Origin of the sequence: Streptomyces sp. NPDC093085 (genome assembly GCF_040683935.1) — a bacterium.
Classification (GTDB): domain Bacteria; phylum Actinomycetota; class Actinomycetes; order Streptomycetales; family Streptomycetaceae; genus Streptomyces.
This window is the reverse complement of record NZ_JBFBFB010000009.1, coordinates 247,689-272,864: the sequence shown is the minus strand read 5'-3', so window position 1 is coordinate 272,864 and position 25,176 is coordinate 247,689. Positions and strand designations below refer to the sequence as shown.

Below are 25,176 nucleotides of genomic sequence, written 5' to 3'. Positions count from 1 at the left end.
CTGACCTGCCCGGACCTGATCAGATCCGCATTCGAACGGATCGGATCTGATCCGACCCGGTAGCTCAGGAAGGGCCCGTACGACTCCGGTCGTACGGGCCCTTCTCGCTGCCCTCCTTCTGTTCGCCCCGCTGCCCCCCCCGGCCGCCCCGCCCGGGTTCAACTCCCCTACGGACGGGACATCTGGAAGGGAAGGGCGGGGGAGCGGGGGATGTGGTGACGCCCGGAGGCGTACGAACCGAACGAACCGGCGGGGCCGGAGTGTTGACGCTTTGCGTTTCATATACTTAGGTTTGCCTTACCTAATCTTGCTCCGGATCTCCGGATCTCCGCATCGAGAGGCCCTGTCTTCATGCGTCCATCAGCCCTGCTCGCCCGTACCTCCGTCGTGGCCGTCACCACCGCCGCCCTCACCGTCGGCCTGGCGGCCTCCGCCTCCGCCGCGACCGTCGGGCGTTCGGTCACCGTCGGCTCCACGACGTACCACCTCTCGCTCACCGCGCCCGCCACGGCCGCCGCCTCGGGCGAGAACGTCACGGTCACCGGCAGCGGCTACAACGCCGACAAAGGCATCTACGTCAGCCTCTGCGTGATCCCGGACGGCGTGGACCCCAACGACCCGGCCACCTTCACCACCAAGGCCACCCCGTGCCTCGGCGGCCAGGACGAGGCCGGCACCACCGGCGCCTCGCACTGGATCAACAGCGACTTCTACTGGATGTCCCCGGACAACTCCTCCCCGTACGACGAGGCGGACGGCGTCGGCAACTTCTCCGTGCGGATCCACGTCAGCCCGAACATCGCCTCCGGGATCACCTGCGGCCAGTCCGGCGTGCGGTGCGCGATCGTCACCCGCGCCGACCACTTCGACACCAACAACCGCGACGCCGACCTCTACGTGCCGGTGACCTTCCAGTGAGACCACTCCCCACCAGAGTCGTCGCCGCCGCGGCGGGGCTGCTGCTCGCCGGTCTGACCGGTGCGGCCCCCGTCGCGGCGGCGGCGGTTCCGCACGCTTCCGGCGCCGCCCCGGCCTCCGCGTCCGCCCCGGCCTCCGCGTCCGCCCCGGCCTCCGCCTCCGCGTCCGCCGTCCCCGGCACCGCCACCGGCCCCACCGGCCAGACCCTCACCGTCTCCGACACCACGGACCTGGCCCCCAAGGGCGCCACCCTCACCGTCCGAGGCGCCAACTACGCGCTGGACAAGGGCATTTACCTCGCCCTCTGCGTCATCCCCAAGGAGGGCGAGCAGCCGACCCCCTGCCTCGGCGGCGCCGACATGAGCGGCACCACCGGCTCCTCCTTCTGGATCTCCAACAACCCGCCGGAATACGCGAAGGACCTCGTCAAGTCCTTCACCCCGCAGGCCGACGGCAAGGGCGGCGGCTTCGAACTCAACCTCACCGTCAAGGCGGTGGAGGGCTCCGTGGACTGCACCGAGGTCCGCTGCGCCGTCGTCACCAAGGCCGACCACACCCACGTCACCGAGCGCGACCAGGATGTCCTCGTCCCGCTCGCCTTCGGCACCGGTGACGGCGGTACGCCCGCGCCCGGGGACCCCGAGGACCCGGACACCCCCGACACCCCCGAGGGCACCGTCCGCCACACCGTCGTGCGCTCCTTCGACGCCGGCGCCCGCGCGCTCGTCACCGACCCCGCCGCCGCCCGCGTGTACGTCAGCGCGAGCCCGGACAGCGGCCACCGGGTGACGGCGTACGACGCCGCCTCCGGCGAGCGGACCGGCGAGCCGCTGTCCCTCCCGACCGCCGGCTCCGCCCTGGCCCTGGACCCCGGGGCGGGACTCCTCTACACCGCCCACACCGGGTACGTACGCGTGTACGACACCACGACCGGCGTCGAGGCCGGTGACCCCATCACCCTCACCGGCAACATCAGCCACCTGGGCCTCGACGCCGCGGCGCACTGTCTCTACGTCGCCAACCAGACCGCCAAAACGGTCACCGTGTACGACACGGAGACCCGCCGGCCGGTCGGCGACCCGGTGGCGCTCCCCTTCGCCGCGTTCGGCCTCGCGGTCGACCCGGTGCACCACATCGGCTACGCGACGTATGTCGGCGGCGCGGTGGAGAACGGCACGGTCGTCTACCGCAACATCCTCAACGCCGTCGACGGCGCCACCGGAACCCTCGCCTCCACCGTGAGCCTGGGCACGACGGCCCTGGGCAGCCAGGGCGTCACGGTCGACACCCGCTCCCGTACGGCATACGTGGCGAACATCTCCGCCGGTACGGTCTCGGTGGTCGACCTGGTGAAGAACGAGGTCACCGGCGCGATCCCGGTCGGCGGCAACCCCAAGTCCATGGTCTTCGACGAGCGGACCGGCACCCTCTACGTGGCCAGGACCACCGGCACGACGATCGCCGTCGTGGACCCGTCCCCGGGCGCGGAGACCCCCGTAGTGGACGCGATCGAACTCCCCGGCAACCCGACCGCCCTCGCCCTCGACGAGGCGCGCCACACCGTCTACGCGACAGCGGCGGGCACGGTCCACCAGATCGACCGCCACCTCTCCCCGACGATCACCACGGCCCCTCAGGACCGGACGGTCCGAGCGGGCGAAGAGGTCACCTTCACGGCCGAGGCCGACGCCACCCCGCCCCCGGCCGTCCACTGGCAGACCAGCCAGGACGACGGCCGCACCTGGACGAGGGTGCCGGACGCGGACACCCCGACCCTGGCCTTCGGGACCACGGCGGCACAGGACGGCCACCGCTACCGGGCCGTCTTCACCAACGAGGCGGGCACGGTACGCACGGCGTCGGCGCGTCTGACGGTGGCCCCGGCGGACGACGACGGCGATAGCGGCGGCGGCGATACCGGGGGCGGCGAAACCGGGGGCGGCGACGCGGGCGGCACCGACACCGGCGGCACCGACGCGGGTGGCACCGACGGCGGCGGTGATGCGGGCGGCGCCGACACCGGGGGCGCCCAGACCGGCGGCGGCGCGAGCGGCGGTACGGACGGGGGCGCGGCCTCCGGCGGTACGGGCACCACGGGCGGCGACGCGGGCGGCGGCACCGCAGGCGGGGACACCGGAGGTACGAGCACCACCGGCGGCGCCGGTACGGGCGGCACCGGTACCGCGGGCACGGACACCGGCGGCGCGACCGGAGCCGGAACGGCCGGCGGAACCACCGTCGGCGGAGCCACGGTCGGCGGAGCCACCGGCGGTACGGGCGGCACCACCGGCACCACCGGCGGCACGGTCGGAGGCGGCGGCAACCTCGCCTCCACCGGCAGCCCCGCCCTCCCCCTGGCGGCCACGGCGGCCCTGCTCGTCCTGGCCGGAGCCGCGGCGACGGTAGCCGTACGCCGCGCCCGCACCCCCTGACGTACACAGCCGGACCCGGACCGTGACCCGGGCCCCCGCGCCCGGGTCACGGAGTCGCGAAGGCCCGTTCCGTGTGGGGGAGGAGAGCGCGTACCGCCGGGTCGGCCGTGGTCCTCCAGATCAGGGCGAGCAGGGCGGGGGACTCGCCGGTCGGAGCCGTCCTCCGCGACCCCGCCCGGGGACGGCGTCGGGGCGAGGGCGCAGGTCGTCCGCCGTCAGCCGGACGGGAGCCGGCTGCGCCTCCTGGACCAGCCGGAGTTCGTGCCGCCGGTCAGACCCAGTCCCAGCTCACGTTGATACGGCCCGCGTTGAGGTCGCCGATGCGGGAGAACGCGGCGGGGCTGAGGTCCACGTCGTTGGTGGCGCAGCTCATGCACTTGTCGACGACCGTCACCGTCACCGAGCCGAGCGGGCCGTTGACCCGGAGCTGCCGCCCGCACTGGGGCGAGTTGTTCGGGTTGGGGTAGCTGCCGTACAGGTCGGTCGAGATCGCCACGACCAGCTCGCTGTCGTTGTTGTACCAACCGCAGGCGCCGAGGCCCGTGTTGTACCAGGTGGCCTGTCCGGTGGCCTGGGCCCCGGCCGGGGCGGCGGCGGCCGGGGCGGCGGCGGCCGGGGCGGCGGTGGTGGCCGCCAGGCCGAGCGCGAGCACGGACGAGGCGCCGGCCAGCAGCGCCGTGGCGCGGCCCGCGCGGCGGACGCGGGGGGTGTTCCGGGTCGTGGCTGTGGTGGGGGACATGCGATCAACCCTTCGGACAGTGGGGGCTTGGTCTAGACCAAGAGTCCTCGGGGGTCCCCTCCTTTCCCAGAACGTTTCCGGCTCACCTGCCGCACCTTCCGGCCAACCCGTCCCGGGTGGAGGTGTCCACGGCCGAGATGGATGGTCGCCGGTCGTACTCAAGCGGGCACTCTACGTGTGCGTGTGGCGGCGGGGTCGGGCGCCGACGGTTCGTGGGTTCCGGGGTGGGGTACGCTTTCCGGCCCGATTGGTCAGGGGCGCAGGCCCTATGGCACACTGTTCAGGTTGCTCGGTTGAGTGCCAATGCTGCACGCCTCCCGCCGGGAGGACCGGAAGCGAGTCCCACAGTACTCGTCGTCTCCAACTGCCTTACGGGGCAGCGCTGGGGCCGGACGTACGGGAATCTTCCGGGAAGTGTCAGCGGGGCGCCGGCCAGGCTCCCGGTGGCGGAACGCGAGGTCCTCGCGGTTCTCCCCGGCTCGCGGATGTCGGGTCCGCACCCCCGGACAGGGATTCCCTTGTGGAACCCGTTTGCGACGGGGGCGCGACACGCCCGACCGCGTGGGTCGGCGGAGGGCCCGGAACCACCGGGTCCCAGAGCGTTACGAGAGACAGGACTACGAAGCAGCCATGGCGGGACAGAAGATCCGCATCCGGCTCAAGGCCTACGACCACGAGGTCATCGACTCCTCGGCGAAGAAGATCGTCGAGACGGTGACCCGTACTGGTGCGTCGGTCGCGGGCCCGGTGCCGCTGCCCACTGAGAAGAACGTGTACTGCGTCATCAAGTCGCCGCACAAGTACAAGGACTCGCGCGAGCACTTCGAGATGCGCACGCACAAGCGCCTGATCGACATCCTCGACCCGACGCCCAAGACCGTTGACTCGTTGATGCGCCTGGACCTTCCGGCCGGCGTCGACATCGAGATCAAGCTCTGAGAGGCGCGGAAGAGATGGCTAAGCAGATCAAGGGTGTCCTGGGCGAGAAGCTCGGCATGACCCAGGTCTGGGACGAGAACAACCGTGTCGTCCCGGTGACCGTGGTCAAGGCCGGACCCTGCGTCGTTACCCAGGTCCGTACGAACGACTCCGACGGCTACGAGTCGGTCCAGATCGCCTTCGGCGAGATCGACCCGCGCAAGGTGAACAAGCCCCTCAAGGGCCACTTCGCCAAGGCCGACGTGACCCCCCGCCGCCACCTGGTGGAGCTGCGGACCTCCGACGCGAGCGAGTACACGCTCGGCCAGGAGATCACCGCCGCCGCGTTCGAGTCCGGCGTCAAGGTCGACGTCACGGGCAAGAGCAAGGGCAAGGGCTTCGCCGGTGTCATGAAGCGTCACAACTTCAAGGGCCTCGGCGCCGGTCACGGCACCCAGCGCAAGCACCGCTCTCCCGGCTCCATCGGTGGCTGCGCCACCCCGGGCCGTGTGTTCAAGGGCCTCCGCATGGCGGGCCGCATGGGCAACGAGCGGGTCACCACCCAGAACCTGACCGTTCACGCCGTTGACGCGGAGAAGGGCCTGCTCCTCATCAAGGGCGCGGTCCCTGGTCCGAACGGCGGCCTCGTCCTGGTCCGTACCGCGGCCAAGGGGGCCTGAGGTAACTGATGAGCACCGTTGACATCCTTTCGCCGGCAGGCGACAAGGCCGGGACCGTCGAACTCCCCGCGGAGATCTTCGACGCCAAGGTCAGCATCCCGCTGATCCACCAGGTCGTTGTCGCCCAGCTCGCGGCTGCCCGCCAGGGCACGCACAAGACCAAGACCCGCGGTGAAGTCCGTGGTGGCGGCAAGAAGCCGTACCGCCAGAAGGGCACCGGACGCGCCCGCCAGGGCTCGACCCGCGCCCCGCAGTTCGCCGGTGGTGGCGTCGTCCACGGCCCCGTGCCGCGTGACTACTCGCAGCGGACCCCGAAGAAGATGAAGGCCGCCGCCCTCCGCGGTGCCCTCACCGACCGGGCCCGTCACTCCCGTATCCACGTCGTCTCCGGCGTCGTGGACGGAACGGTCTCCACCAAGGCCGCGAAGACGCTGTTCGGCAAGATCTCGGAGCGCAAGAACCTGCTCCTGGTCGTCGAGAGCTCCGACGAGGCCGCGTGGCTCTCCGCCCGCAACCTGCCCCAGGTGCACATCCTGGCGCCGGGCCAGCTCAACACGTACGACGTGATCGTCTCCGACGACGTGGTCTTCACCCAGGCCGCCTTCGAGTCCTTCGTGTCTGGCCCCAAGGCCGACAACAACGAAGGGGACGAAGCCTGATGTCCGAGATCACCAGCAAGACCTTCACGGACCCGCGCGACATCCTGGTGAAGCCCGTGGTCTCCGAGAAGAGCTACGCGCTCCTCGACGAGAACAAGTACACGTTCATCGTGGCGCCCCACGCCAACAAGACCCAGATCAAGCAGGCCGTGGAAGCGGTCTTCTCGGTCAAGGTCTCCGGGGTCAACACGATCAACCGCCAGGGCAAGCGCAAGCGCACCCGCACCGGTTTCGGTAAGCGCGCCAACACCAAGCGCGCCATCGTGACCCTCGCTGAGGGCGACCGTATCGACATCTTCGGCGGACCGACCTCCTGACGGAGGTCGAGACGTCCAGGATCCGGAATTCTTCCGAGGACTGAGAGACAATGGGTATCCGCAAGTACAAGCCGACGACCCCGGGCCGTCGTGGCTCCAGCGTCGCCGACTTTGTCGAGATCACGCGGTCCACGCCGGAGAAGTCGCTGGTCCGCCCGCTGCACAGCAAGGGCGGCCGTAACAACGCCGGTCGTGTGACCGTTCGCCACCAGGGTGGTGGCCACAAGCGCGCCTACCGTGTGATCGACTTCCGTCGGCACGACAAGGACGGCGTGCCCGCCAAGGTCGCGCACATCGAGTACGACCCGAACCGCACCGCGCGCATCGCGCTGCTCCACTACGCGGACGGCGAGAAGCGCTACATCATCGCCCCCCGTGGCCTGGCGCAGGGCGCCCGTGTCGAGAACGGCCCGGCCGCCGACATCAAGCCCGGCAACAACCTGGCGCTGCGCAACATCCCGGTCGGTACGACCATCCACGCCATCGAGCTGCGGCCCGGCGGCGGCGCGAAGTTCGCCCGCTCCGCGGGTGCCTCCGTGCAGCTCCTGGCGAAGGAGGGCTCCATGGCCCACCTGCGCATGCCGTCCGGTGAGATCCGCCTGGTCGACGTCCGCTGCCGCGCCACCATCGGCGAGGTCGGCAACGCCGAGCAGTCGAACATCAACTGGGGCAAGGCCGGCCGTATGCGCTGGAAGGGCGTCCGCCCGACCGTCCGCGGTGTCGCGATGAACCCGGTCGACCACCCGCACGGTGGTGGTGAGGGCAAGACCTCCGGTGGTCGCCACCCGGTCAGCCCGTGGGGTCAGAAGGAAGGACGTACGCGCTCGCCGAAGAAGGCCAGCAGCAAGTACATCGTCCGCCGCCGCAAGACGAACAAGAAGCGCTAGGAGCGGGTTTAGATGCCGCGCAGTCTCAAGAAGGGGCCCTTCGTCGACGGACACCTCATCAAGAAGGTGGACGCCCAGAACGAAGCAGGCACCAAGAACGTCATCAAGACCTGGTCCCGTCGCTCGATGATCGTCCCGGCCATGCTGGGCCACACGATCGCGGTGCACAACGGCAAGATCCACGTCCCGGTGTTCGTCACCGAGTCGATGGTCGGCCACAAGCTCGGCGAGTTCTCGCCGACTCGCACCTTCCGCGGCCACGTCAAGGACGACCGGAAGTCGAAGCGCCGCTGACGCGGGGTGACTGACTCATGACTTACACCGAAGGGACAACCATGGAAGCCAGGGCCCAGGCGCGGTACATCCGCGTCACGCCCATGAAGGCCCGCCGCGTGGTGGACCTCATCCGTGGCATGGATGCCACGGAGGCTCAGGCGGTCCTGCGCTTCGCCCCGCAGGCCGCGAGCGTGCCCGTCGGCAAGGTGCTGGACAGCGCCATCGCCAACGCCGCGCACAACTACGACCACACCGACGCCTCCTCGCTGGTCATCAGCGAGGCGTACGTCGACGAGGGCCCGACCCTGAAGCGGTTCCGGCCGCGCGCCCAGGGCCGTGCCTACCGGATCCGTAAGCGGACCAGCCACATCACCGTGGTCGTCAGCAGCAAGGAAGGAACCCGGTAATGGGCCAGAAGGTTAACCCGCATGGGTTCCGGCTCGGCATCACCACGGACTTCAAGTCCCGCTGGTACGCCGACAAGCTGTACAAGGACTACGTCAAGGAAGACGTCGCCATTCGTCGCATGATGACGAAGGGCATGGAGCGGGCCGGCATCTCCAAGGTGGAGATCGAGCGCACCCGCGACCGCGTCCGCGTGGACATCCACACCGCGCGTCCGGGCATCGTCATCGGCCGCCGCGGCGCCGAGGCCGACCGCATCCGCGGCGAGCTGGAGAAGCTGACCGGCAAGCAGGTCCAGCTCAACATCCTTGAGGTCAAGAACCCCGAGGTGGACGCTCAGCTCGTGGCCCAGGCCGTGGCCGAGCAGCTCTCCTCGCGTGTCTCCTTCCGTCGCGCCATGCGCAAGAGCATGCAGTCGACGATGAAGGCCGGCGCCAAGGGCATCAAGATCCAGTGCGGTGGCCGCCTCGGCGGCGCCGAGATGTCCCGCTCGGAGTTCTACCGCGAGGGCCGGGTGCCCCTGCACACGCTCCGCGCCAACGTGGACTACGGCTTCTTCGAGGCCAAGACGACCTTCGGCCGTATCGGTGTGAAGGTCTGGATCTACAAGGGCGACGTCAAGAACATCGCCGAGGTCCGCGCCGAGAACGCCGCGGCGCGCGCCGGCAACCGTCCCGCCCGTGGTGGCGGCAGCGACCGTCCGGCCGGCCGTGGTGGCCGCGGTGGCGAGCGTGGCGGACGTGGCCGCAAGCCGCAGCAGGGCGCTCCGGCGGCCGAGGCCCCCAAGGCCGACGCCACCGCCGCTCCCGCCGCCGAGGCGACGACCTCTTCTACCGGCGGAACGGAGGCCTGACCGACATGCTGATCCCCCGTAGGGTCAAGCACCGCAAGCAGCACCACCCCAAGCGCAGCGGCATGTCCAAGGGCGGCACGCAGGTCGCTTTCGGCGAGTACGGCATCCAGGCGCTGACGCCCGCGTACGTGACGAACCGGCAGATCGAGTCCGCTCGTATCGCCATGACCCGTCACATCAAGCGTGGCGGCAAGGTCTGGATCAACATCTACCCGGACCGTCCGCTCACCAAGAAGCCGGCCGAGACCCGCATGGGTTCCGGTAAGGGTTCCCCCGAGTGGTGGATCGCCAACGTCAAGCCCGGCCGGGTGATGTTCGAGCTGTCCTACCCGAACGAGAAGATTGCGCGTGAGGCGCTTACCCGCGCTGCTCACAAGCTTCCGATGAAGTGCCGGATCGTTCGGCGCGAGGCAGGTGAGGCGTGATGGCGGCCGTGACCAAGGCGTCCGAACTGCGCGAGCTGGGCAACGAGGAGCTTGTCGCCAAGCTCCGCGAGGCCAAGGAAGAGCTGTTCAACCTCCGCTTCCAGGCGGCGACCGGCCAGCTCGAAAACCACGGGCGGCTCAAGCTCGTGCGCAAGGACATCGCGCGGATCTACACCCTGATGCGTGAGCGCGAGCTGGGCATCGAGACGGTGGAGAACGCCTGATGACTGAGAACAACGTGACCGAGACCAACGCCACGACCGACCGCGGCTTCCGCAAGACCCGCGAGGGCCTGGTCGTCAGCGACAAGATGGACAAGACCGTCGTCGTCGCTGTCGAGGACCGCGTCAAGCACGCCCTGTACGGCAAGGTCATCCGCCGTACGAACAAGCTCAAGGCCCACGACGAGCAGAACGCCGCCGGCGTCGGCGACCGCGTCCTCCTGATGGAGACCCGGCCGCTCTCCGCCACCAAGCGGTGGCGGATCGTCGAGATCCTCGAGAAGGCCAAGTAACACCAGTAGGTCCCCCCTCCGAGCGGGTCTCCGCTCGGAACAGTTCCGCCAGGCTCCGGGGGCCGCGCATCCACGGATGAGCGGCCCCCGGGGAACCGGCAGACGATCAGGAGATAGACGTGATCCAGCAGGAGTCGCGACTGCGCGTCGCCGACAACACGGGTGCGAAGGAAATTCTCACCATCCGTGTTCTCGGTGGTTCGGGTCGCCGCTACGCGGGCATCGGTGACGTCATCGTCGCCACCGTCAAGGACGCGATCCCCGGTGGCAACGTGAAGAAGGGTGACGTCGTCAAGGCGGTCATCGTTCGCACCGTCAAGGAGCGCCGCCGTCCGGACGGCTCGTACATCCGCTTCGACGAGAACGCCGCCGTCATTCTGAAGAACGACGGCGACCCTCGTGGCACCCGTATCTTCGGCCCGGTCGGCCGTGAGCTGCGCGAGAAGAAGTTCATGAAGATCATCTCGCTCGCGCCGGAGGTGCTGTAAGCATGAAGATCAAGAAGGGCGACCTGGTTCAGGTCATCACCGGCAAGGACAAGGGCAAGCAGGGCAAGGTCATCGTGGCCTACCCCCGCCAGGACCGTGTTCTCGTCGAGGGTGTCAACCGGGTCAAGAAGCACACCAAGGCCGGCCAGACGGCTCGCGGTTCGCAGACCGGTGGCATCGTGACCACCGAGGCCCCCATCCACGTGAGCAACGTTCAGCTCGTCGTGGAGAAGGACGGCAAGAAGGTCGTCACCCGCGTCGGCTACCGCTTTGACGACGAGGGCAACAAGATCCGCGTTGCCAAGCGGACCGGTGAGGACATCTGATGACTGCGACCACCACCGCGCCGCGTCTGAAGCTGCGCTACCGCGAGGAGATCGCCGGCAAGCTGCGTGAGGAGTTCTCGTACGAGAACGTCATGCAGATCCCCGGCCTCGTCAAGATCGTGGTCAACATGGGTGTGGGCGACGCCGCCCGCGACTCCAAGCTGATCGAGGGCGCCATCAAGGACCTCACCACGATCACCGGCCAGAAGCCGTCCGTCACCAAGGCCCGCAAGTCGATCGCGCAGTTCAAGCTGCGCGAGGGGCAGCCGATCGGCTGCCACGTCACCCTCCGCGGTGACCGCATGTGGGAGTTCCTGGACCGTACGCTGTCGCTCGCGCTGCCGCGTATCCGTGACTTCCGCGGCCTGTCGCCCAAGCAGTTCGACGGCCGTGGCAACTACACCTTCGGTCTCACGGAGCAGGTCATGTTCCACGAGATCGACCAGGACAAGATCGACCGGGTCCGGGGCATGGACATCACCGTGGTGACCACGGCGACCAACGACGACGAGGGTCGTGCCCTCCTTCGTCACCTCGGCTTCCCGTTCAAGGAGAACTGACCGTGGCGAAGAAGGCTCTGATCGCTAAGGCCGCCCGCAAGCCGAAGTTCGGTGTACGCGGTTACACCCGCTGCCAGCGCTGCGGCCGGCCCCACTCCGTCTACCGCAAGTTCGGCCTCTGCCGTGTGTGCCTTCGTGAGATGGCCCACCGCGGTGAGCTGCCGGGCGTGACCAAGAGCTCCTGGTAGTCCCCGTACCTCTCGGTACAGCGACTACCGGACGCTCTCGGTAAGCAATTTGGTTGGCGGGAGCCCTCTCCCACATGCCGTAGGCTTGTGGGGTTGGGCGCCCGCCGTCCATGACTGACTTACTACGCCGTAGGTCCCCGCACCGCACCCGTCCCGGCTCTGACCGGGGAGAGGGATGGCGCATACAGGAAACCCCGGCGAGAGAGGCCGAAGGCCAATTCATGACCATGACTGATCCCATCGCAGACATGCTCACGCGTCTGCGCAACGCGAACTCGGCGTACCACGACCAAGTGGTGATGCCGCACAGCAAGATCAAGTCGCACATCGCTGAGATCCTCCAGCAGGAGGGCTTCATCACCGGCTGGAAGGTCGAGGACGCCGAGGTCGGCAAGAACCTCGTCCTGGACCTGAAGTTCGGCCCGAACCGCGAGCGTTCGATCGCCGGCATCAAGCGCATCTCCAAGCCGGGTCTGCGCGTGTACGCGAAGTCCACCAACCTGCCCAAGGTTCTCGGCGGCCTCGGCGTGGCGATCATCTCCACGTCCCACGGTCTCCTGACCGGCCAGCAGGCAGGCAAGAAGGGCGTAGGTGGGGAAGTCCTCGCCTACGTCTGGTAGTCGGGAACGGAGGAAAAGCTCATGTCGCGAATCGGCAAGCTCCCCATCCAGGTTCCCGCCGGTGTGGACGTCACCATCGAGGGCCGCACGGTCGCGGTGAAGGGCCCCAAGGGGACCCTCACGCACACCGTCGCCGCGCCGATCGAGGTCACCAAGGGCGAGGACGGCACCCTGCGGGTGCTGCGCCCGAACGACGAGCGTCAGAACAAGGCCCTGCACGGCCTGTCCCGCACGCTGGTGGCGAACATGATCACCGGTGTGACCCAGGGATACATCAAGGCGCTCGAAATCAGCGGTGTCGGTTACCGCGTCCAGGCGAAGGGCTCCAACCTGGAGTTCGCCCTGGGCTACAGCCACCCGATCCTCATCGAGGCCCCCGAGGGCATCACCTTCAAGGTCGAGTCGCCCACGAAGTTCAGTGTCGAGGGCATCGACAAGCAGAAGGTCGGCGAGGTCGCCGCTAACATCCGCAAGCTGCGGAAGCCCGACCCGTACAAGGCCAAGGGTGTCAAGTACGCGGGCGAGGTCATCCGCCGCAAGGTCGGAAAGGCGGGCAAGTAAGCCATGGCATACGGTGTGAAGATCGCCAAGGGCGACGCGTACAAGCGCGCCGCCATCAAGCGCCGCCACATCCGCGTGCGCAAGAACGTCTCCGGTACGCCGGAGCGTCCGCGCCTCGTCGTGACGCGCTCCAACCGCAACATCGTCGCCCAGGTCATCGACGACATCGCGGGCCACACGCTCGCGTCCGCGTCGACCCTGGACACCTCGATCCGCGGCGGCGAGGGCGACAAGAGCGCCCAGGCCCAGAAGGTCGGGGCCCTGGTCGCCGAGCGCGCCAAGGCCGTCGGTGTCGAGGCCGTCGTGTTCGACCGTGGTGGCAACAGGTACGCCGGGCGCATTGCCGCTCTGGCTGACGCCGCCCGCGAAGCCGGGCTGAAGTTCTAGCTCCCGGTTCCGGGACCAACGGACGTAACAGAGAGAGGTAAATCCAATGGCTGGACCCCAGCGCCGCGGAAGCGGTGCCGGTGGCGGCGAGCGGCGGGACCGGAAGGGTCGCGACGGTGGCGCTGCCGCCGAGAAGACCGCTTACGTCGAGCGTGTCGTCGCGATCAACCGTGTCGCCAAGGTTGTGAAGGGTGGTCGTCGCTTCAGCTTCACCGCGCTGGTCGTGGTGGGCGACGGTGACGGCACCGTGGGTGTCGGTTACGGCAAGGCCAAGGAGGTGCCGGCCGCCATCGCCAAGGGTGTGGAGGAGGCCAAGAAGCACTTCTTCAAGGTCCCCCGTATCCAGGGCACCATCCCGCACCCGATCCAGGGCGAGAAGGCCGCGGGCGTCGTCCTGCTCAAGCCGGCTTCCCCCGGTACCGGCGTCATCGCCGGTGGCCCGGTGCGTGCCGTGCTGGAGTGCGCGGGCGTCCACGACATCCTGTCGAAGTCGCTCGGCTCGGACAACGCGATCAACATCGTGCACGCGACGGTGGCGGCCCTCCAGGGCCTCCAGCGTCCCGAGGAGATCGCGGCCCGCCGCGGTCTGCCCCTTGAGGACGTCGCCCCGGCCGCTCTGCTCCGTGCGCGTGCTGGGGCGGGTGTGTGATGGCCCGTCTCAAGATCACGCAGACGAAGTCGTACATCGGTAGCAAGCAGAACCACCGCGACACCCTCCGTTCGCTCGGGCTCAAGCGCCTGAACGACGTGGTGGTCAAGGAGGACCGTCCCGAGTTCCGCGGCATGGCCAACACCGTGCGGCACCTCGTGACGGTCGAGGAGGTCGACTGACATGGCGGAGAACAGCAAGCCGCTGAAGGCTCACGACCTCCGTCCTGCCCCCGGCGCCAAGACCGCCAAGACCCGGGTGGGTCGTGGTGAGGCGTCCAAGGGTAAGACCGCTGGTCGTGGTACCAAGGGCACCAAGGCCCGTTACCAGGTTCCGGAGCGCTTCGAGGGTGGGCAGATGCCCCTCCACATGCGTCTCCCGAAGCTCAAGGGCTTCAAGAACCCGTTCCGCACCGAGTACCAGGTCGTGAACCTGGAGAAGCTCTCCGCCCTCTACCCCGAGGGTGGCGAGGTCACGGTGGCCGATCTGGTCGCCAAGGGCGCGGTGCGCAAGAACAGCCTCGTCAAGGTCCTGGGCCAGGGCGAGATCACCGTGGCGCTGCAGGTGTCGGTCGATGCCGTCTCCGGCTCCGCCAAGGAGAAGATCGCCGCCGCCGGCGGCACCGTCACCGAGCTTGTCTGAGACAACTCGATGGCCTGAACATCCGACCGGGGATGCCTCTTCCAAGAGGCATCCCCGGTTGGTCGTTCCAAGGCGGGCACAGTCGCCGGTAAGGTGGCGTGCATTGTTGCTGTATGAAGCCGGGGGCTCGCTCCCCGGTCCCGGGGAACCTGCCCCGGGGTCCGCTCGTTCCGTATCCGTCGATCCTCAATACCGTCACCTCTGACGCAGTAGCGCGGGGGTCGCAGGAGGCACCGTGCTCACCGCGTTCGCCCGGGCGTTCAAGACGCCCGACCTGCGCAAGAAGCTGCTCTTCACGCTCGGCATCATCGTGCTGTACCGGCTCGGGGCGCACATCCCCGCGCCCGGGGTCAGCTACGCGAATGTCCAGATCTGTGTCGACGCGGCCCAGAAGGGCAACAACAGCCTGTTCGGCCTGGTGAACATGTTCAGCGGCGGGGCGCTGCTACAGATTACGATCTTCGCGCTCGGCATCATGCCGTACATCACCGCGAGCATCATTCTTCAGCTCCTGACCGTGGTGATCCCCCGGCTGGAGGCCCTCAAGAAGGAGGGGCAGTCCGGCCAGGCGAAGATCACCCAGTACACCCGCTATCTGACGATCGCCCTGGCGGTGCTCCAGGGCACCGGCATCGTCGCCGCCGCCCGCAGCGGCTCGCTGTTCAGCGGCTGCCCGGTCGCCACGGAGATCATCCCGGACCGCTCCATCTTCACCACGGTGGTCATGGTGATCACCCTGACCGCCGGTACCGCCGCCGTCATGTGGCTCGGTGAGCTGATCACCGACCGCGGTATCGGCAACGGCATGTCCATCCTCATGTTCATCTCGATCGCCGCCGGCTTCCCCGGCGCGCTCTGGGCCATCAGGCAGAGCGGCACGCTCGCCGACGGCTGGATCGAGTTCGGCACGGTGATCCTCATCGGCTTCGTGATGGTCGGCCTCGTCGTCTTCGTCGAGCAGGCCCAGCGCCGGATCCCCGTGCAGTACGCGAAGCGCATGATCGGCCGCCGGTCCTACGGGGGTACGTCCACGTACATCCCGCTGAAGGTCAATCAGGCCGGTGTGATCCCCGTCATCTTCGCGTCGTCGCTGCTCTACATCCCGGCTCTGGTCGCGCAGTTCTCCAGCGGGGACTCGGCGTGGAAGACCTGGATCCAGGCTCACTTCGTCAAGGGCGACCACCCCTACTACATCGTCACGTACTTCCTGTTGATCGTGTTCTTCGCCTTCTTCTACGTGGCGATCTCGTTCAACCCCGAAGAAGTCGCCGACAACATGAAGAAGTATGGTGGGTTCATCCCGGGTATCCGGGCTGGCCGCCCCACGGCCGAGTATCTGAGCTACGTGCTCAACCGGATCACTTGGCCGGGCTCGCTGTACCTGGGGCTGATCGCTCTCGTACCGACGATGGCGTTGGCGAGCTTCGGCGGTGCCAACCAGAACTTCCCGTTCGGCGGGACGAGCATCCTGATCATCGTGGGTGTGGGCCTGGAGACCGTCAAGCAGATCGAGAGCCAGCTTCAGCAGCGCAATTACGAAGGGTTCCTCCGCTGATGCGAATCGTCCTCGTCGGACCTCCCGGTGCCGGCAAGGGAACGCAGGCCGCGTACCTTGCCAAGAACCTGTCGGTTCCGCACATCTCCACGGGCGACCTGTTCCGCGCCAACATCAGCCAGGGCACCGACCTCGGGAAACAGGCGAAGGCGTACATGGACGCCGGGAATCTCGTACCCGACGAGGTCACCATCGCGATGGCGCAGGACCGGATGAACCAGGCCGACGCGGAGAACGGTTTCCTGCTGGACGGTTTCCCGCGCAACGTGTCGCAGGCCAAGGCGCTCGACACGGCGCTGAAGGTGGACGGCGTGGAGCTGGACGCGGTGCTGGACCTGGAGGTCCCCGAGGACGAGGTCGTGAAGCGGATCGCCGGCCGGCGCATCTGCCGCAACGACAGCGCGCATGTCTTCCATGTGACGTACAGCCCGCCGAAGCAGGAGGGTGTCTGCGACATCTGCGGCGGCAAGCTGTACCAGCGGGACGACGACTCCGAGGAGACGGTACGGACCCGGCTGGAGGTCTACCACACGCAGACCGAGCCGATCATCGACCACTACCGGGCCCAGGGCCTGGTCGTGACGATCTCCGCGCTCGGCAAGGTCACCGAGGTGACCGAGCGCGCGATGGCGGCGCTGGGACGCGAGCAGAAGGCGTCGTAAGGCGTCGTAAGGCGTCGCGGGCCCGCCCGCAGCAGTACGCAGCGGTATCAGTACGGCCGTGGTGTCCCAGGGGGGCACCACGGCCGTACTGTTGAACAGGCACACATCCCCCCTGGGCGCCCCGGCCCGGTGGAACGATTCTCTGAGCAGTCAGGTGGAAGGCATACGCATGGTGGAGATCAAGACCCCCCAGCAGATCGCGAAGATGCGCGAGGCGGGGCTGGTCGTCGCCGCCGTGCACGCGGCCACCGCGGAGGCCGCGGTGCCCGGGGCCACCACCCGCGATCTCGACCAGGTCGCCCGCAAGGTCCTCGCCGACCACGGCGCCAAGCCGAACTTCCTCGGGTACGGCGGCTTCCCCGCGACCATCTGCACCTCGGTCAACGAGGTCGTCGTCCACGGCATCCCCGACGACGTCACCGTCCTCAAGGACGGCGACATCATCTCCATCGACGCCGGTGCCATCATCGACGGCTGGCACGGCGACGCCGCCTTCACCGCCTTCGTGGGCACCGGTCACGCTCCGGAGCTGGTCGAGCTCTCCCGGGTGACCGAGGAGTCGATGTGGGCCGGGATCGCGGCGATGAGGCAGGGCAACCGGCTGGTCGACATCTCCCGCGCCATCGAGACGTACATCCGCCGCCAGCCCCGCCCCGGCGGCGGCAAGTACGGGATCATCGAGGAGTACGGCGGCCACGGCATCGGCTCCCAGATGCACATGGACCCCCATCTGCTGAACTACGTCACCCGCAAGCGCGGCAAGGGCCCCAAGCTGGTCCCCGGCTTCTGCCTCGCCATCGAGCCGATGGTCTCGCTCGGCACCCCCCGTACCGAGGTGCTGGCCGACGAGTGGACCGTCGTCACCACCGATGCCACCTGGTCCTCGCACTGGGAGCACTCGGTCGCGGTGACCGAGGAGGGCCCCCTGGTCCTCACCGCCCCGGACTGCGGCCGGGCCAAGCTCGCCGAGCTGGGCGTCACCGCGGCGCCGGACCCGCTGGCGTCCTGAGCCCCCCCGGGCGGCGGCCCCTGTCGTGGGCCCCGCTGGCTTAAAAATCTTCGGCGATGGGCAAACTAAGCGGATTCGTCTTTTCGAGTGCGCTCCCGTAGACTGACGCGTCGGCTCTGGTGTACCCGTGTGTCCGCATGCGGTCGGCCAGAATCGATCAAGGTAGCCGATTCGAAGGGCGAAGCGTGGCCAAGAAGCAAGGTGCCATCGAAATCGAGGGCACCGTGATCGAGTCCCTCCCGAACGCCATGTTCAAGGTGGAGCTGCAGAACGGTCACAAGGTCCTCGCGCACATCAGCGGCAAGATGCGGATGCACTACATCCGGATCCTGCCCGATGACCGGGTCGTCGTGGAGCTCTCTCCGTACGACCTGACGCGTGGCCGGATCGTCTACCGATACAAGTAGATCTTGTGGACGCCCTTCACGGGGCGCCCGCACTGACCCGGAGAACCTCAATCCCATGAAGGTCAAGCCGAGCGTCAAGAAGATCTGCGACAAGTGCAAGGTGATCCGCCGTCACGGCCGGGTCATGGTCATCTGCGACAACCTGCGCCACAAGCAGCGCCAGGGCTGACGCACGACCCCGCACCTCGCAGTACTTCGCGCGACGCGAGCACAACGTAATGACGCGCAGTGTCCGGCTCCCCGCCGATCCGTCACAGGGGACCGACACCTCCGGCGGAGGCCGGAGACCCGGACCGTACGGGACGACCGTACGACGTACGGCCGTACGGCAGCCGGGGCAGACACTGCGGTAGACCTCCGACACCATCAGGAGCCATGAATGGCACGCCTCGCAGGCGTTGACCTCCCGCGCGACAAGCGCGTCGAGGTCGCCCTCACCTACGTCTTCGGTATCGGGCGCACCCGGTCCAAGGAGACCCTCGCCGCCACCGGCGTCGACCCCAACGTCCGCGTCCGCGACCTCGCCGAGGAAGACCTCGTCAAGATCCGCGAGTACGTCGACGCCAACCTCAAGACCGAGGGTGACCTCCGTCGCGAGATCGCCGCCGACATCCGCCGCAAGGTCGAGATCGGCTGCTACCAGGGTCTGCGTCACCGCCGTGGCCTGCCGGTGCACGGCCAGCGCACCAGCACGAACGCCCGTACCCGCAAGGGCCCGCGTCGCGCCATCGCCGGTAAGAAGAAGCCGGGCAAGAAGTAGTCCTCAGCCGGACGCTCACCAGCGGTCTTCGCTGTAGGACCGACCACCTCCCCGTAGGAGAGATAGATGCCCCCCAAGGGTCGTCAGGGCGCTGCCAAGAAGGTGCGCCGCAAGGAAAAGAAGAACGTCGCTCACGGGCACGCCCACATCAAGAGCACGTTCAACAACACGATCGTCTCGATCACGGACCCCTCGGGCAACGTGATCTCCTGGGCCTCCGCCGGCCACGTCGGCTTTAAGGGCTCGCGCAAGTCCACCCCCTTCGCCGCGCAGATGGCCGCCGAGTCGGCCGCCCGCCGCGCGCAGGAGCACGGCATGCGCAAGGTCGACGTCTTCGTCAAGGGTCCCGGCTCCGGCCGTGAGACCGCGATCCGCTCGCTCCAGGCCACCGGCCTGGAGGTGGGCTCGATCCAGGACGTCACCCCCACCCCGCACAACGGCTGCCGTCCCCCGAAGCGGAGGCGCGTCTGACCTCAGGTGCGTTACGCATCTGTGGTTGACGTGGATATGGGCGGTACGGCACGGAAGCGCCGTACCGCCCGTACCCTTGTGAGTATTGACGGACGTCAAATAGCGGGCGTCCCCAACTGAAGGATCGCACCATGCTGATTGCTCAGCGCCCCTCGTTGACCGAAGAGGTCGTCGACGAATACCGCTCCCGGTTCGTGATCGAGCCGCTGGAGCCGGGCTTCGGCTACACCCTCGGCAACTCCCTCCGCCGTACGCTCCTCTCCTCGATCCCCGGTGCCGCCGTCACCAGCATCCGGATCGACGGGGTCCTGCACGAGTTCACCACCGTGCCGGGCGTCAAGGAGGACGTCACCGACCTCATCCTCAACATCAAGCAGCTCGTCGTCTCCTCCGAGCACGACGAGCCGGTCGTGATGTACCTGCGCAAGCAGGGCCCCGGCCTGGTCACGGCGGCGGACATCGCCCCGCCGGCCGGTGTCGAGGTGCACAACCCGGACCTGGTCCTCGCCACGCTGAACGGCAAGGGCAAGCTGGAGATGGAGCTGACCGTCGAGCGCGGTCGCGGCTATGTCTCCGCCGTCCAGAACAAGCAGGTCGGCCAGGAGATCGGCCGGATCCCGGTCGACTCCATCTACTCGCCGGTGCTCAAGGTCACGTACAAGGTCGAGGCGACCCGTGTCGAGCAGCGCACCGACTTCGACAAGCTGATCGTCGACGTCGAGACCAAGCAGGCCATGCGGCCGCGCGACGCCATGGCGTCCGCCGGCAAGACGCTGGTCGAGCTCTTCGGCCTCGCCCGCGAGCTGAACATCGACGCCGAGGGCATCGACATGGGCCCCTCGCCCACGGACGCCGCGCTCGCCGCCGATCTCGCGCTGCCGATCGAGGAGCTGGAGCTGACCGTACGGTCGTACAACTGCCTCAAGCGCGAGGGCATCCACTCGGTGGGCGAGCTGGTGGCCCGCTCCGAGGCGGACCTGCTCGACATCCGCAACTTCGGCGCCAAGTCGATCGACGAGGTCAAGGCGAAGCTGGCCGGCATGGGCCTCGCGCTCAAGGACAGCCCGCCCGGATTCGACCCGACCGCCGCCGCTGACGCCTTCGGCGCCGACGACGACGCGGACGCCGGGTTCGTGGAGACCGAGCAGTACTGAGCGGAACCGCTCGCTGATCACACTTCCGTGGGGCGACCGCCTCACGGGAACTGACACCGGTACCTGATACGGCCGGTGCAGACCCAAGGAGACAGAACATGCCGCAGCCCACCAAGGGTGCCCGTCTGGGCGGCAGCGCCGCGCACGAGAAGCTGCTCCTCGCGAACCTCGCGAAGTCGCTCTTCGAGCACGGCCGCATCACCACGACCGAGGCCAAGGCCCGCCGCCTCCGTCCGGTCGCGGAGCGCTTCATCACCAAGGCGAAGAAGGGCGATATCCACAACCGTCGCCTGGTGCTGCGGTCGATCACGGACAAGAGCGTCGTCCACACGCTCTTCACCGAGATCGCCCCGCGGTACGAGAACCGCCCCGGTGGTTACACCCGTATCACCAAGATCGGCAACCGTCGTGGCGACAACGCCCCGATGGCGGTCATCGAGCTGGTCGAGGCGCTGACCGTGGCGCAGGAGGCCACCGGTGAGGCCGAGGCCGCGACGAAGCGCGCGGTCAAGGAAGACGCCCTCAAGAAGGACGAGGCTCCGGCCGAGGCCGTCGAGGACGCCAAGCCGGCGGCCGAGGCCGACGCCGAGGCGAAGAAGGACGACGCCGAGGGCAAGGACGCCTGAGTCCTGCCAGGCCGCGTCGGGTCGCACGAACGGGTCCGCTCCCTCACCGGGGGCGGGCCCGTTCCGCTTGGCGCGAGTGATACGAGTTCTACGAGGAACGGGAGCAGGCGCGGGTGAGCGAGGACACCACCGAGAACACCACCGGGAACACCGCCGAGAACACCGCCGGGCAGGTCGAGCCGGGCGAGGGGCCGGCCGCCGGGCTGGTACGGGTCCGGCTCGATCTGAGCTACGACGGCAAGGACTTCTCCGGCTGGGCCCGGCAGCGCACCCGGCGGACGGTGCAGGGCGAGATCGAGGACGCGCTCCGTACGGTGACGCGCTCCTCCGTCACCTACGACCTGACCGTGGCGGGCCGCACCGACGCCGGTGTCCACGCGCGCGGCCAGGTGGCCCATGTGGACCTGCCGGCCGAACTCTGGGCGGAGCACCGGGAGCGGCTGGTACGGCGCCTCGCGGGGCGCCTGCCGCACGATGTACGGGTCTGGAGCGCGACGGAGGCCCCGTACGGGTTCAACGCCCGGTTCTCGGCGGTCTGGCGGCGGTACGCGTACCGGGTCACCGACCATCCCGGCGGCGTCGACCCGCTGCTGCGCGGCCATGTGCTCTGGCACGACTGGCCGTTGGACGTGGCGGCGATGAACGCGGCGTCGGCGGGGCTGCTCGGCGAGCACGACTTCGCGGCGTACTGCAAGCGGCGCGAGGGCGCGACGACCATCCGTACCCTCCAGAAGCTGGAGTGGGTGCGGGACGCGAGCGGGGTCGTCACGGCGACCGTCCGGGCCGACGCGTTCTGCCACAACATGGTGCGCTCGCTGGTGGGCGCGCTGCTCTTCGTGGGCGACGGGCACCGCCCGGTGGAGTGGCCCGCGAAGGTCCTGGCGGCGGGGGTCCGCGATTCGGCGGTGCATGTCGTACGGCCGCACGGGCTCACCCTGGAGGAGGTCGGCTACCCGGCCGACGACCTCCTGGCCGCCCGCAACCGCCAGGCCCGCAACAAGCGGACGCTGGGCGGCGGTTGCGCGGGGTGCTAGGGCTTCCGCCCCGCTGAGCGGCGCAGGCGGCGGACCGCGCGGCGCACCCGGCCCAGGAGGGCACGGCGGGGGCCGGGCGGCGGGGTGGTGACCCGGAGCGACAGGTCGCCGCTCGGGGTGGTCCAGTACGGGGTGATCCCGGCGGCCCGGGACGGCGGCAGGGCCACGGTGGCGGCGCGATGGCCACCCAGCCGGGCGGTCCTCGTCCAGCCGAGCGCCGTCAGCCGTACCGAGACGTCCCAGACCCCGTCCGCCAGGCCCGCCGGCGCCGGGAGGGCGGCGGTGCCGCTCAGTGTCAGGGCCGTGGTGGACCCGGACGCCGGGACGGTGGTCTCCGTGGGCAGCAGATGCTCCGTACCGCCCTCGCGGGCCCGCAGGACGAGGACGGCCGAGGCCCGGCCGGGGTGCGCGGCGCCGGTCAGCGCCTCGCGCGCGAAGCGGTCCTTCAGGGCCTCGGGGACCCCCGTAGGGGCGAGCGCGGGCCCGTCCGGGCACCCCGGTCCCGGCCCCGTCACCCCCAGGGGCCCCGTATCGGCCTCCAGACGGGCTGTGAACGCGAGCCCGAGCCCGCCGTCGGGGCCCCGGGTCAGGGCGTCCAGGCGGGGGCGGCAGCGCAGCGAGGTCTCCCAGTGGGCCAGGGTCACCAGGTCGTCCTGGCGGCCGTCGGCGATCAGGCCGACCGCGACCCGGCGCACGGCGGGGAGCCCGGGGACCGCGGTGGGGGAGACCCCGTTCCGTACCACCGCGCGGGCCGCCGTGAACAGGGCGCCCCGGTCCGCCGAGGTCAGGTCCAGCAGCGCGCGCCCCGTCAGCCGGTCCAGGATCTCCAGCCGCAGCCAGCGCCGGTGCAGCCGGTCGCGGACCGGGCCCGGACCGGTCAGCGCGTCGACCCGGGCCATCAGCGCGCGCAGCGCCGGGTAGAAGAGGGCGGGCAGCGGCGGGGGGCCGTCGTCCGGGGGGTAGTGGCAGCAGACGTACGAGCCGAGGACGGCGGTGCGCCCCGCCCGGAGCGTCGCCTCCGCCGTGAACGCCTGCTCGGCCAGCGCCTCCCGGCCGCCCGCGCGCGCCCCGCACGCCGTACCGTCCCCGAAGCGGAGCCCGTGCGCGGTGAGGAACGCCCGGTCGAAGAGCTTGTCGGCGCCGAGGCTGTCGGCGAGCGGGTCCCTGGCGAGGGTGGCGCGCGGCCGGTCCCGTACGAAGAGTTCACGCGGTACGGGGCGGCCTTGGGCGGCGGGTTTCCCGGCGACGATGTCCGCGTCGTGCTCCATGCCGTACGCGTACATCCGCGCCAGCGCCTCGGGGGCGAGCCGGGTGCCGGGCTCCAGGAAGAGGACGTACGCGCCGGTCGCCGAGGCGAGTCCGGTGTCCCGGTCCGGGGCCTCGACGGCCTCGAACTCGCTCGCGGGGAGGGTCTGCCGGGTGAGGGAGGCGAGCGTCTCCGCCACGGCTCCGGGCCGGGCGCCCCCCGTCCGTACGACCACGCTGACCTTCGGCGTGGCCGGGTCCGGGGGCGGCACATCGGTCCGGCGTACGGTCAGCGGGGCGCCCTCCGGGGTGAGCGCGGGGGCGTGGCGGTCGAAGCCGGCGCCGGTGAGCCGGATCCGTACCTCCCAGACGCCGTCGTCCAGCGGCCGGCCGCCGGCGGTGCGCGAGGGGTCCACGGTGGCGGTGCCGCGTACGACCGGGCGGACCAGGACCGTATCCGTATCCGTTCCGTCGTCCGGGGGCGCGCCCGGTGCCGTGTCCGGTGCCGTGCCCGGGACCTCCCCGGGGACCTCCTCCAGGGTCAGGGCCGTGGTCCGCTCCACCGGCCACACATGGGCGCTGTCGGTGTGCCGGAGCAGTACGTCCGCTGTGAACGTCCGCAGGGCTTCGGTCACTTCGACCGGTTCGGGGGTCACCCCGTCCGTCAGCGCGGGCGCCAGGAAGTACCGGGTCCCCCGGCGCGCCAGCAACAGCCCGGGGCCGCCCGGGTGTTCCTCGAAGCGGGCGGTGAACTCCACCCGGAGGCGCCCCCGTCGCCAGTGCGTCGCGTCCACCGCGCAGAGCGCGCGCAGCTCCGCCTGGCGCCGGGTGAACTCCGTCAGCTCGGCGGGGCGGCCGGCCCGCAGCAGGGCAGCGCGGACCCGGTGCAGCACCGGCAGCCCCGCGTACGCGCCCTCCGTCATGAACTCCTCGGCCACCTCCCGTACGGCCTCGAACGGGTCGGCCAGGAAGGGCGGGTCGCTCGGCATCCCCGTGGGGGGCACCCCGAGCCGGTGCAGCAGCTCGACCCGGTAGAAGCGGCGCAGCAGCCGGTCGCGGGCGGGGCCCGGCTCGGTACCGGCGACGACGGTGGCGAGGATCTCGCGGAGGTTGCCGTAGAAGGCGCGGGGGTCGACCGCCGAGGTCCCGGCGTTCGCGGTGTCCTCGCGGGCCCAGTAGGCGTAGCAGACGTACTCCCCGAGGACGGAGACGACGGACGCCTTGAGGTAGGCGCGGACCATGAAGAGCTGGTCCTCCAGGATCCACGGGCCCTCGGGGTGGACGATGCCGTGCTCGCGCAGGAACGCGGTGCGGAACATCTTGTGCGGGGTGAGGCTGTCGATCAGCGGGGCGTTCCAGAGCGTGCAGGACTCGCGCGTACGGCTTATCAACGCGTTCGGGACGCCCCGCGCGCGGAAGTTGCTCGCGACCTTGCCGATGACGATGTCGGAGCCGTTCCGCTCGGCCATCGCGTACAGCCGCTCCAGCGCCTCGGGCGCCAGCCGGTCGTCGTGGTCCACGAACTGCACGTACGCGCCCCTGGCCTGGGCCACCCCGACGTTGCGGGGGCGTCCTGGCCAGCCGGAGTTGGGGATGCGGACGGTACGGAAGTGGCGGTGCGCGGCGGCGAGTGCGGCGAGGCGGGCCGGGGTGGCGTCGGTCGAGCCGTCGTCGACGAAGAGGACCTCGAAGGCGTCCGGCGGCAGGCTCTGCGCGAGCAGCGAGGCCACCAGGGGCTCGATGTGCGGCCCCGAGTTGTACGTCGGCACCACCACGGTGACCTTGACGCCCGCCGTACCTGTCGCGCCC

35 protein-coding genes are annotated in these 25,176 nt (G+C 69.5%); 33 read left to right on the top strand and 2 right to left on the bottom strand.

Annotated elements, in window-relative coordinates; all coding sequences use genetic code 11:
• Positions 1–351: 351 nt before the first annotated feature.
• Together AB0O07_RS24675 and AB0O07_RS24670 are read left to right on the top strand one after the other, a co-directional pair.
• A complete protein-coding gene (locus AB0O07_RS24675) occupies positions 352–918 on the top strand; it encodes a hypothetical protein (protein WP_365636763.1) in 567 nt (188 codons plus the stop codon).
• Complete coding sequence (locus AB0O07_RS24670) at positions 915–3,350, top strand: endoglucanase (RefSeq protein ID WP_365636761.1); 2,436 nt, start codon at positions 915–917, stop codon at positions 3,348–3,350. Before AB0O07_RS24675 ends, AB0O07_RS24670 begins: the two co-directional genes overlap by 4 nt.
• Positions 3,351–3,621: 271 nt before the next feature.
• Here AB0O07_RS24670 and AB0O07_RS24665 read toward each other — a convergent pair whose 3' ends face one another.
• Positions 3,622–4,089, bottom strand: coding sequence for an RlpA-like double-psi beta-barrel domain-containing protein (locus AB0O07_RS24665; RefSeq protein WP_365636759.1), 468 nt, complete (start codon positions 4,087–4,089; stop codon positions 3,622–3,624).
• A 630-nt stretch (positions 4,090–4,719) separates the two neighbouring features.
• On the opposite strand from AB0O07_RS24665, the gene rpsJ reads away from it, so the two are divergent.
• The 31 genes from rpsJ (at position 4,720) to truA (ending at position 22,122) form a co-directional block, all read left to right on the top strand.
• Positions 4,720–5,028, top strand: coding sequence for a 30S ribosomal protein S10 (gene rpsJ, locus AB0O07_RS24660; protein WP_003948644.1), 309 nt, complete (start codon positions 4,720–4,722; stop codon positions 5,026–5,028).
• A 14-nt stretch (positions 5,029–5,042) separates the two neighbouring features.
• The gene (gene rplC, locus AB0O07_RS24655) at positions 5,043–5,687 is read left to right on the top strand and encodes a 50S ribosomal protein L3 (RefSeq protein ID WP_365636756.1); all 645 of its coding nucleotides are present in this window, start codon (positions 5,043–5,045) and stop codon (positions 5,685–5,687) included.
• Between the two features lie 8 nt (positions 5,688–5,695).
• Positions 5,696–6,346: a 50S ribosomal protein L4 gene (gene rplD, locus AB0O07_RS24650; protein WP_365636753.1), complete on the top strand. Its 651-nt coding sequence runs from the start codon at positions 5,696–5,698 to the stop codon at positions 6,344–6,346.
• Positions 6,346–6,663, top strand: a complete 318-nt coding sequence (gene rplW / locus AB0O07_RS24645; RefSeq protein ID WP_365636751.1) for a 50S ribosomal protein L23 — start codon at positions 6,346–6,348, stop codon at positions 6,661–6,663. Before rplD ends, rplW begins: the two co-directional genes overlap by 1 nt.
• A 50-nt stretch (positions 6,664–6,713) precedes the next feature.
• A complete protein-coding gene (gene rplB, locus AB0O07_RS24640) occupies positions 6,714–7,550 on the top strand; it encodes a 50S ribosomal protein L2 (RefSeq protein WP_129770859.1) in 837 nt (278 codons plus the stop codon).
• Positions 7,551–7,562: 12 nt separating this feature from the next.
• Entirely contained in the window at positions 7,563–7,844 is a 282-nt protein-coding gene (gene rpsS / locus AB0O07_RS24635) for a 30S ribosomal protein S19 (RefSeq protein ID WP_283853425.1), read from the top strand.
• 41 nt (positions 7,845–7,885) lie between these two features.
• Positions 7,886–8,233, top strand: coding sequence for a 50S ribosomal protein L22 (gene rplV / locus AB0O07_RS24630; RefSeq protein WP_004571827.1), 348 nt, complete (start codon positions 7,886–7,888; stop codon positions 8,231–8,233).
• A complete protein-coding gene (rpsC, locus tag AB0O07_RS24625) occupies positions 8,233–9,084 on the top strand; it encodes a 30S ribosomal protein S3 (RefSeq protein WP_365636746.1) in 852 nt (283 codons plus the stop codon). Before rplV ends, rpsC begins: the two co-directional genes overlap by 1 nt.
• A 5-nt stretch (positions 9,085–9,089) precedes the next feature.
• Entirely contained in the window at positions 9,090–9,509 is a 420-nt protein-coding gene (gene rplP / locus AB0O07_RS24620) for a 50S ribosomal protein L16 (protein ID WP_073220207.1), read from the top strand.
• Positions 9,509–9,733 carry a 50S ribosomal protein L29 gene (gene rpmC / locus AB0O07_RS24615; protein ID WP_365636744.1) on the top strand — a complete coding sequence of 75 codons (225 nt, stop codon included), beginning with the start codon at positions 9,509–9,511 and terminating at the stop codon, positions 9,731–9,733. Before rplP ends, rpmC begins: the two co-directional genes overlap by 1 nt.
• Positions 9,733–10,023, top strand: a complete 291-nt coding sequence (rpsQ, locus tag AB0O07_RS24610; protein ID WP_365636742.1) for a 30S ribosomal protein S17 — start codon at positions 9,733–9,735, stop codon at positions 10,021–10,023. Before rpmC ends, rpsQ begins: the two co-directional genes overlap by 1 nt.
• Before the next feature lie 119 nt (positions 10,024–10,142).
• The gene (rplN, locus tag AB0O07_RS24605; RefSeq protein ID WP_003974257.1) at positions 10,143–10,511 is read left to right on the top strand and encodes a 50S ribosomal protein L14; all 369 of its coding nucleotides are present in this window, start codon (positions 10,143–10,145) and stop codon (positions 10,509–10,511) included.
• 2 nt (positions 10,512–10,513) lie between these two features.
• Positions 10,514–10,837, top strand: a complete 324-nt coding sequence (rplX, locus tag AB0O07_RS24600) for a 50S ribosomal protein L24 (protein WP_046504642.1) — start codon at positions 10,514–10,516, stop codon at positions 10,835–10,837.
• Positions 10,837–11,397: a 50S ribosomal protein L5 gene (rplE, locus tag AB0O07_RS24595; protein WP_030351443.1), complete on the top strand. Its 561-nt coding sequence runs from the start codon at positions 10,837–10,839 to the stop codon at positions 11,395–11,397. The genes rplX and rplE overlap by 1 nt, the downstream gene beginning before the upstream one ends.
• 2 nt (positions 11,398–11,399) lie before the next feature.
• On the top strand, positions 11,400–11,585 hold the full coding sequence (locus tag AB0O07_RS24590) for a type Z 30S ribosomal protein S14 (protein WP_003948630.1): 186 nt from the start codon (positions 11,400–11,402) through the stop codon (positions 11,583–11,585).
• 221 nt (positions 11,586–11,806) lie between these two features.
• The gene (gene rpsH, locus AB0O07_RS24585; protein WP_365636739.1) at positions 11,807–12,205 is read left to right on the top strand and encodes a 30S ribosomal protein S8; all 399 of its coding nucleotides are present in this window, start codon (positions 11,807–11,809) and stop codon (positions 12,203–12,205) included.
• Positions 12,206–12,226: 21 nt separating this feature from the next.
• Entirely contained in the window at positions 12,227–12,766 is a 540-nt protein-coding gene (gene rplF / locus AB0O07_RS24580) for a 50S ribosomal protein L6 (RefSeq protein WP_365636737.1), read from the top strand.
• Between the two features lie 3 nt (positions 12,767–12,769).
• Positions 12,770–13,153: a 50S ribosomal protein L18 gene (rplR, locus tag AB0O07_RS24575; RefSeq protein ID WP_365636734.1), complete on the top strand. Its 384-nt coding sequence runs from the start codon at positions 12,770–12,772 to the stop codon at positions 13,151–13,153.
• Between the two features lie 46 nt (positions 13,154–13,199).
• Positions 13,200–13,802, top strand: coding sequence for a 30S ribosomal protein S5 (gene rpsE / locus AB0O07_RS24570; protein ID WP_365636731.1), 603 nt, complete (start codon positions 13,200–13,202; stop codon positions 13,800–13,802).
• Entirely contained in the window at positions 13,802–13,984 is a 183-nt protein-coding gene (gene rpmD / locus AB0O07_RS24565) for a 50S ribosomal protein L30 (protein WP_041985698.1), read from the top strand. The genes rpsE and rpmD overlap by 1 nt, the downstream gene beginning before the upstream one ends.
• Before the next feature lies 1 nt (position 13,985).
• The gene (gene rplO, locus AB0O07_RS24560; RefSeq protein WP_365636728.1) at positions 13,986–14,444 is read left to right on the top strand and encodes a 50S ribosomal protein L15; all 459 of its coding nucleotides are present in this window, start codon (positions 13,986–13,988) and stop codon (positions 14,442–14,444) included.
• Positions 14,445–14,679: 235 nt separating this feature from the next.
• Positions 14,680–15,999, top strand: a complete 1,320-nt coding sequence (gene secY / locus AB0O07_RS24555) for a preprotein translocase subunit SecY (RefSeq protein WP_365636725.1) — start codon at positions 14,680–14,682, stop codon at positions 15,997–15,999.
• Positions 15,999–16,661 carry an adenylate kinase gene (locus AB0O07_RS24550; RefSeq protein WP_365636723.1) on the top strand — a complete coding sequence of 221 codons (663 nt, stop codon included), beginning with the start codon at positions 15,999–16,001 and terminating at the stop codon, positions 16,659–16,661. Before secY ends, AB0O07_RS24550 begins: the two co-directional genes overlap by 1 nt.
• A 169-nt stretch (positions 16,662–16,830) precedes the next feature.
• On the top strand, positions 16,831–17,670 hold the full coding sequence (map, locus tag AB0O07_RS24545; protein ID WP_365636720.1) for a type I methionyl aminopeptidase: 840 nt from the start codon (positions 16,831–16,833) through the stop codon (positions 17,668–17,670).
• Positions 17,671–17,855: 185 nt separating this feature from the next.
• A complete protein-coding gene (gene infA / locus AB0O07_RS24540; protein WP_003956442.1) occupies positions 17,856–18,077 on the top strand; it encodes a translation initiation factor IF-1 in 222 nt (73 codons plus the stop codon).
• 55 nt (positions 18,078–18,132) lie between these two features.
• Positions 18,133–18,246: a 50S ribosomal protein L36 gene (gene rpmJ / locus AB0O07_RS24535; RefSeq protein ID WP_003956441.1), complete on the top strand. Its 114-nt coding sequence runs from the start codon at positions 18,133–18,135 to the stop codon at positions 18,244–18,246.
• A gap of 210 nt (positions 18,247–18,456) precedes the next feature.
• On the top strand, positions 18,457–18,837 hold the full coding sequence (rpsM, locus tag AB0O07_RS24530; protein WP_365636718.1) for a 30S ribosomal protein S13: 381 nt from the start codon (positions 18,457–18,459) through the stop codon (positions 18,835–18,837).
• Between the two features lie 66 nt (positions 18,838–18,903).
• Positions 18,904–19,308 (top strand): 30S ribosomal protein S11, encoded by a 405-nt coding sequence (gene rpsK / locus AB0O07_RS24525; protein WP_003956432.1) that lies wholly within the window; start codon positions 18,904–18,906, stop codon positions 19,306–19,308.
• A gap of 131 nt (positions 19,309–19,439) precedes the next feature.
• Positions 19,440–20,462 (top strand): DNA-directed RNA polymerase subunit alpha, encoded by a 1,023-nt coding sequence (locus tag AB0O07_RS24520; protein ID WP_003956430.1) that lies wholly within the window; start codon positions 19,440–19,442, stop codon positions 20,460–20,462.
• Positions 20,463–20,560: 98 nt separating this feature from the next.
• A complete protein-coding gene (rplQ, locus tag AB0O07_RS24515) occupies positions 20,561–21,088 on the top strand; it encodes a 50S ribosomal protein L17 (RefSeq protein ID WP_365636716.1) in 528 nt (175 codons plus the stop codon).
• Between the two features lie 203 nt (positions 21,089–21,291).
• Positions 21,292–22,122: a tRNA pseudouridine(38-40) synthase TruA gene (truA, locus tag AB0O07_RS24510; RefSeq protein ID WP_365636837.1), complete on the top strand. Its 831-nt coding sequence runs from the start codon at positions 21,292–21,294 to the stop codon at positions 22,120–22,122.
• On the opposite strand, the gene AB0O07_RS24505 is transcribed toward truA, so the two are convergent.
• Positions 22,119–25,176, bottom strand: a 3,058-nt coding sequence (locus tag AB0O07_RS24505; protein WP_365636714.1) for a glycosyltransferase family A protein, incomplete at its 5' end; no start/stop codon positions are given. The genes truA and AB0O07_RS24505 overlap by 4 nt on opposite strands.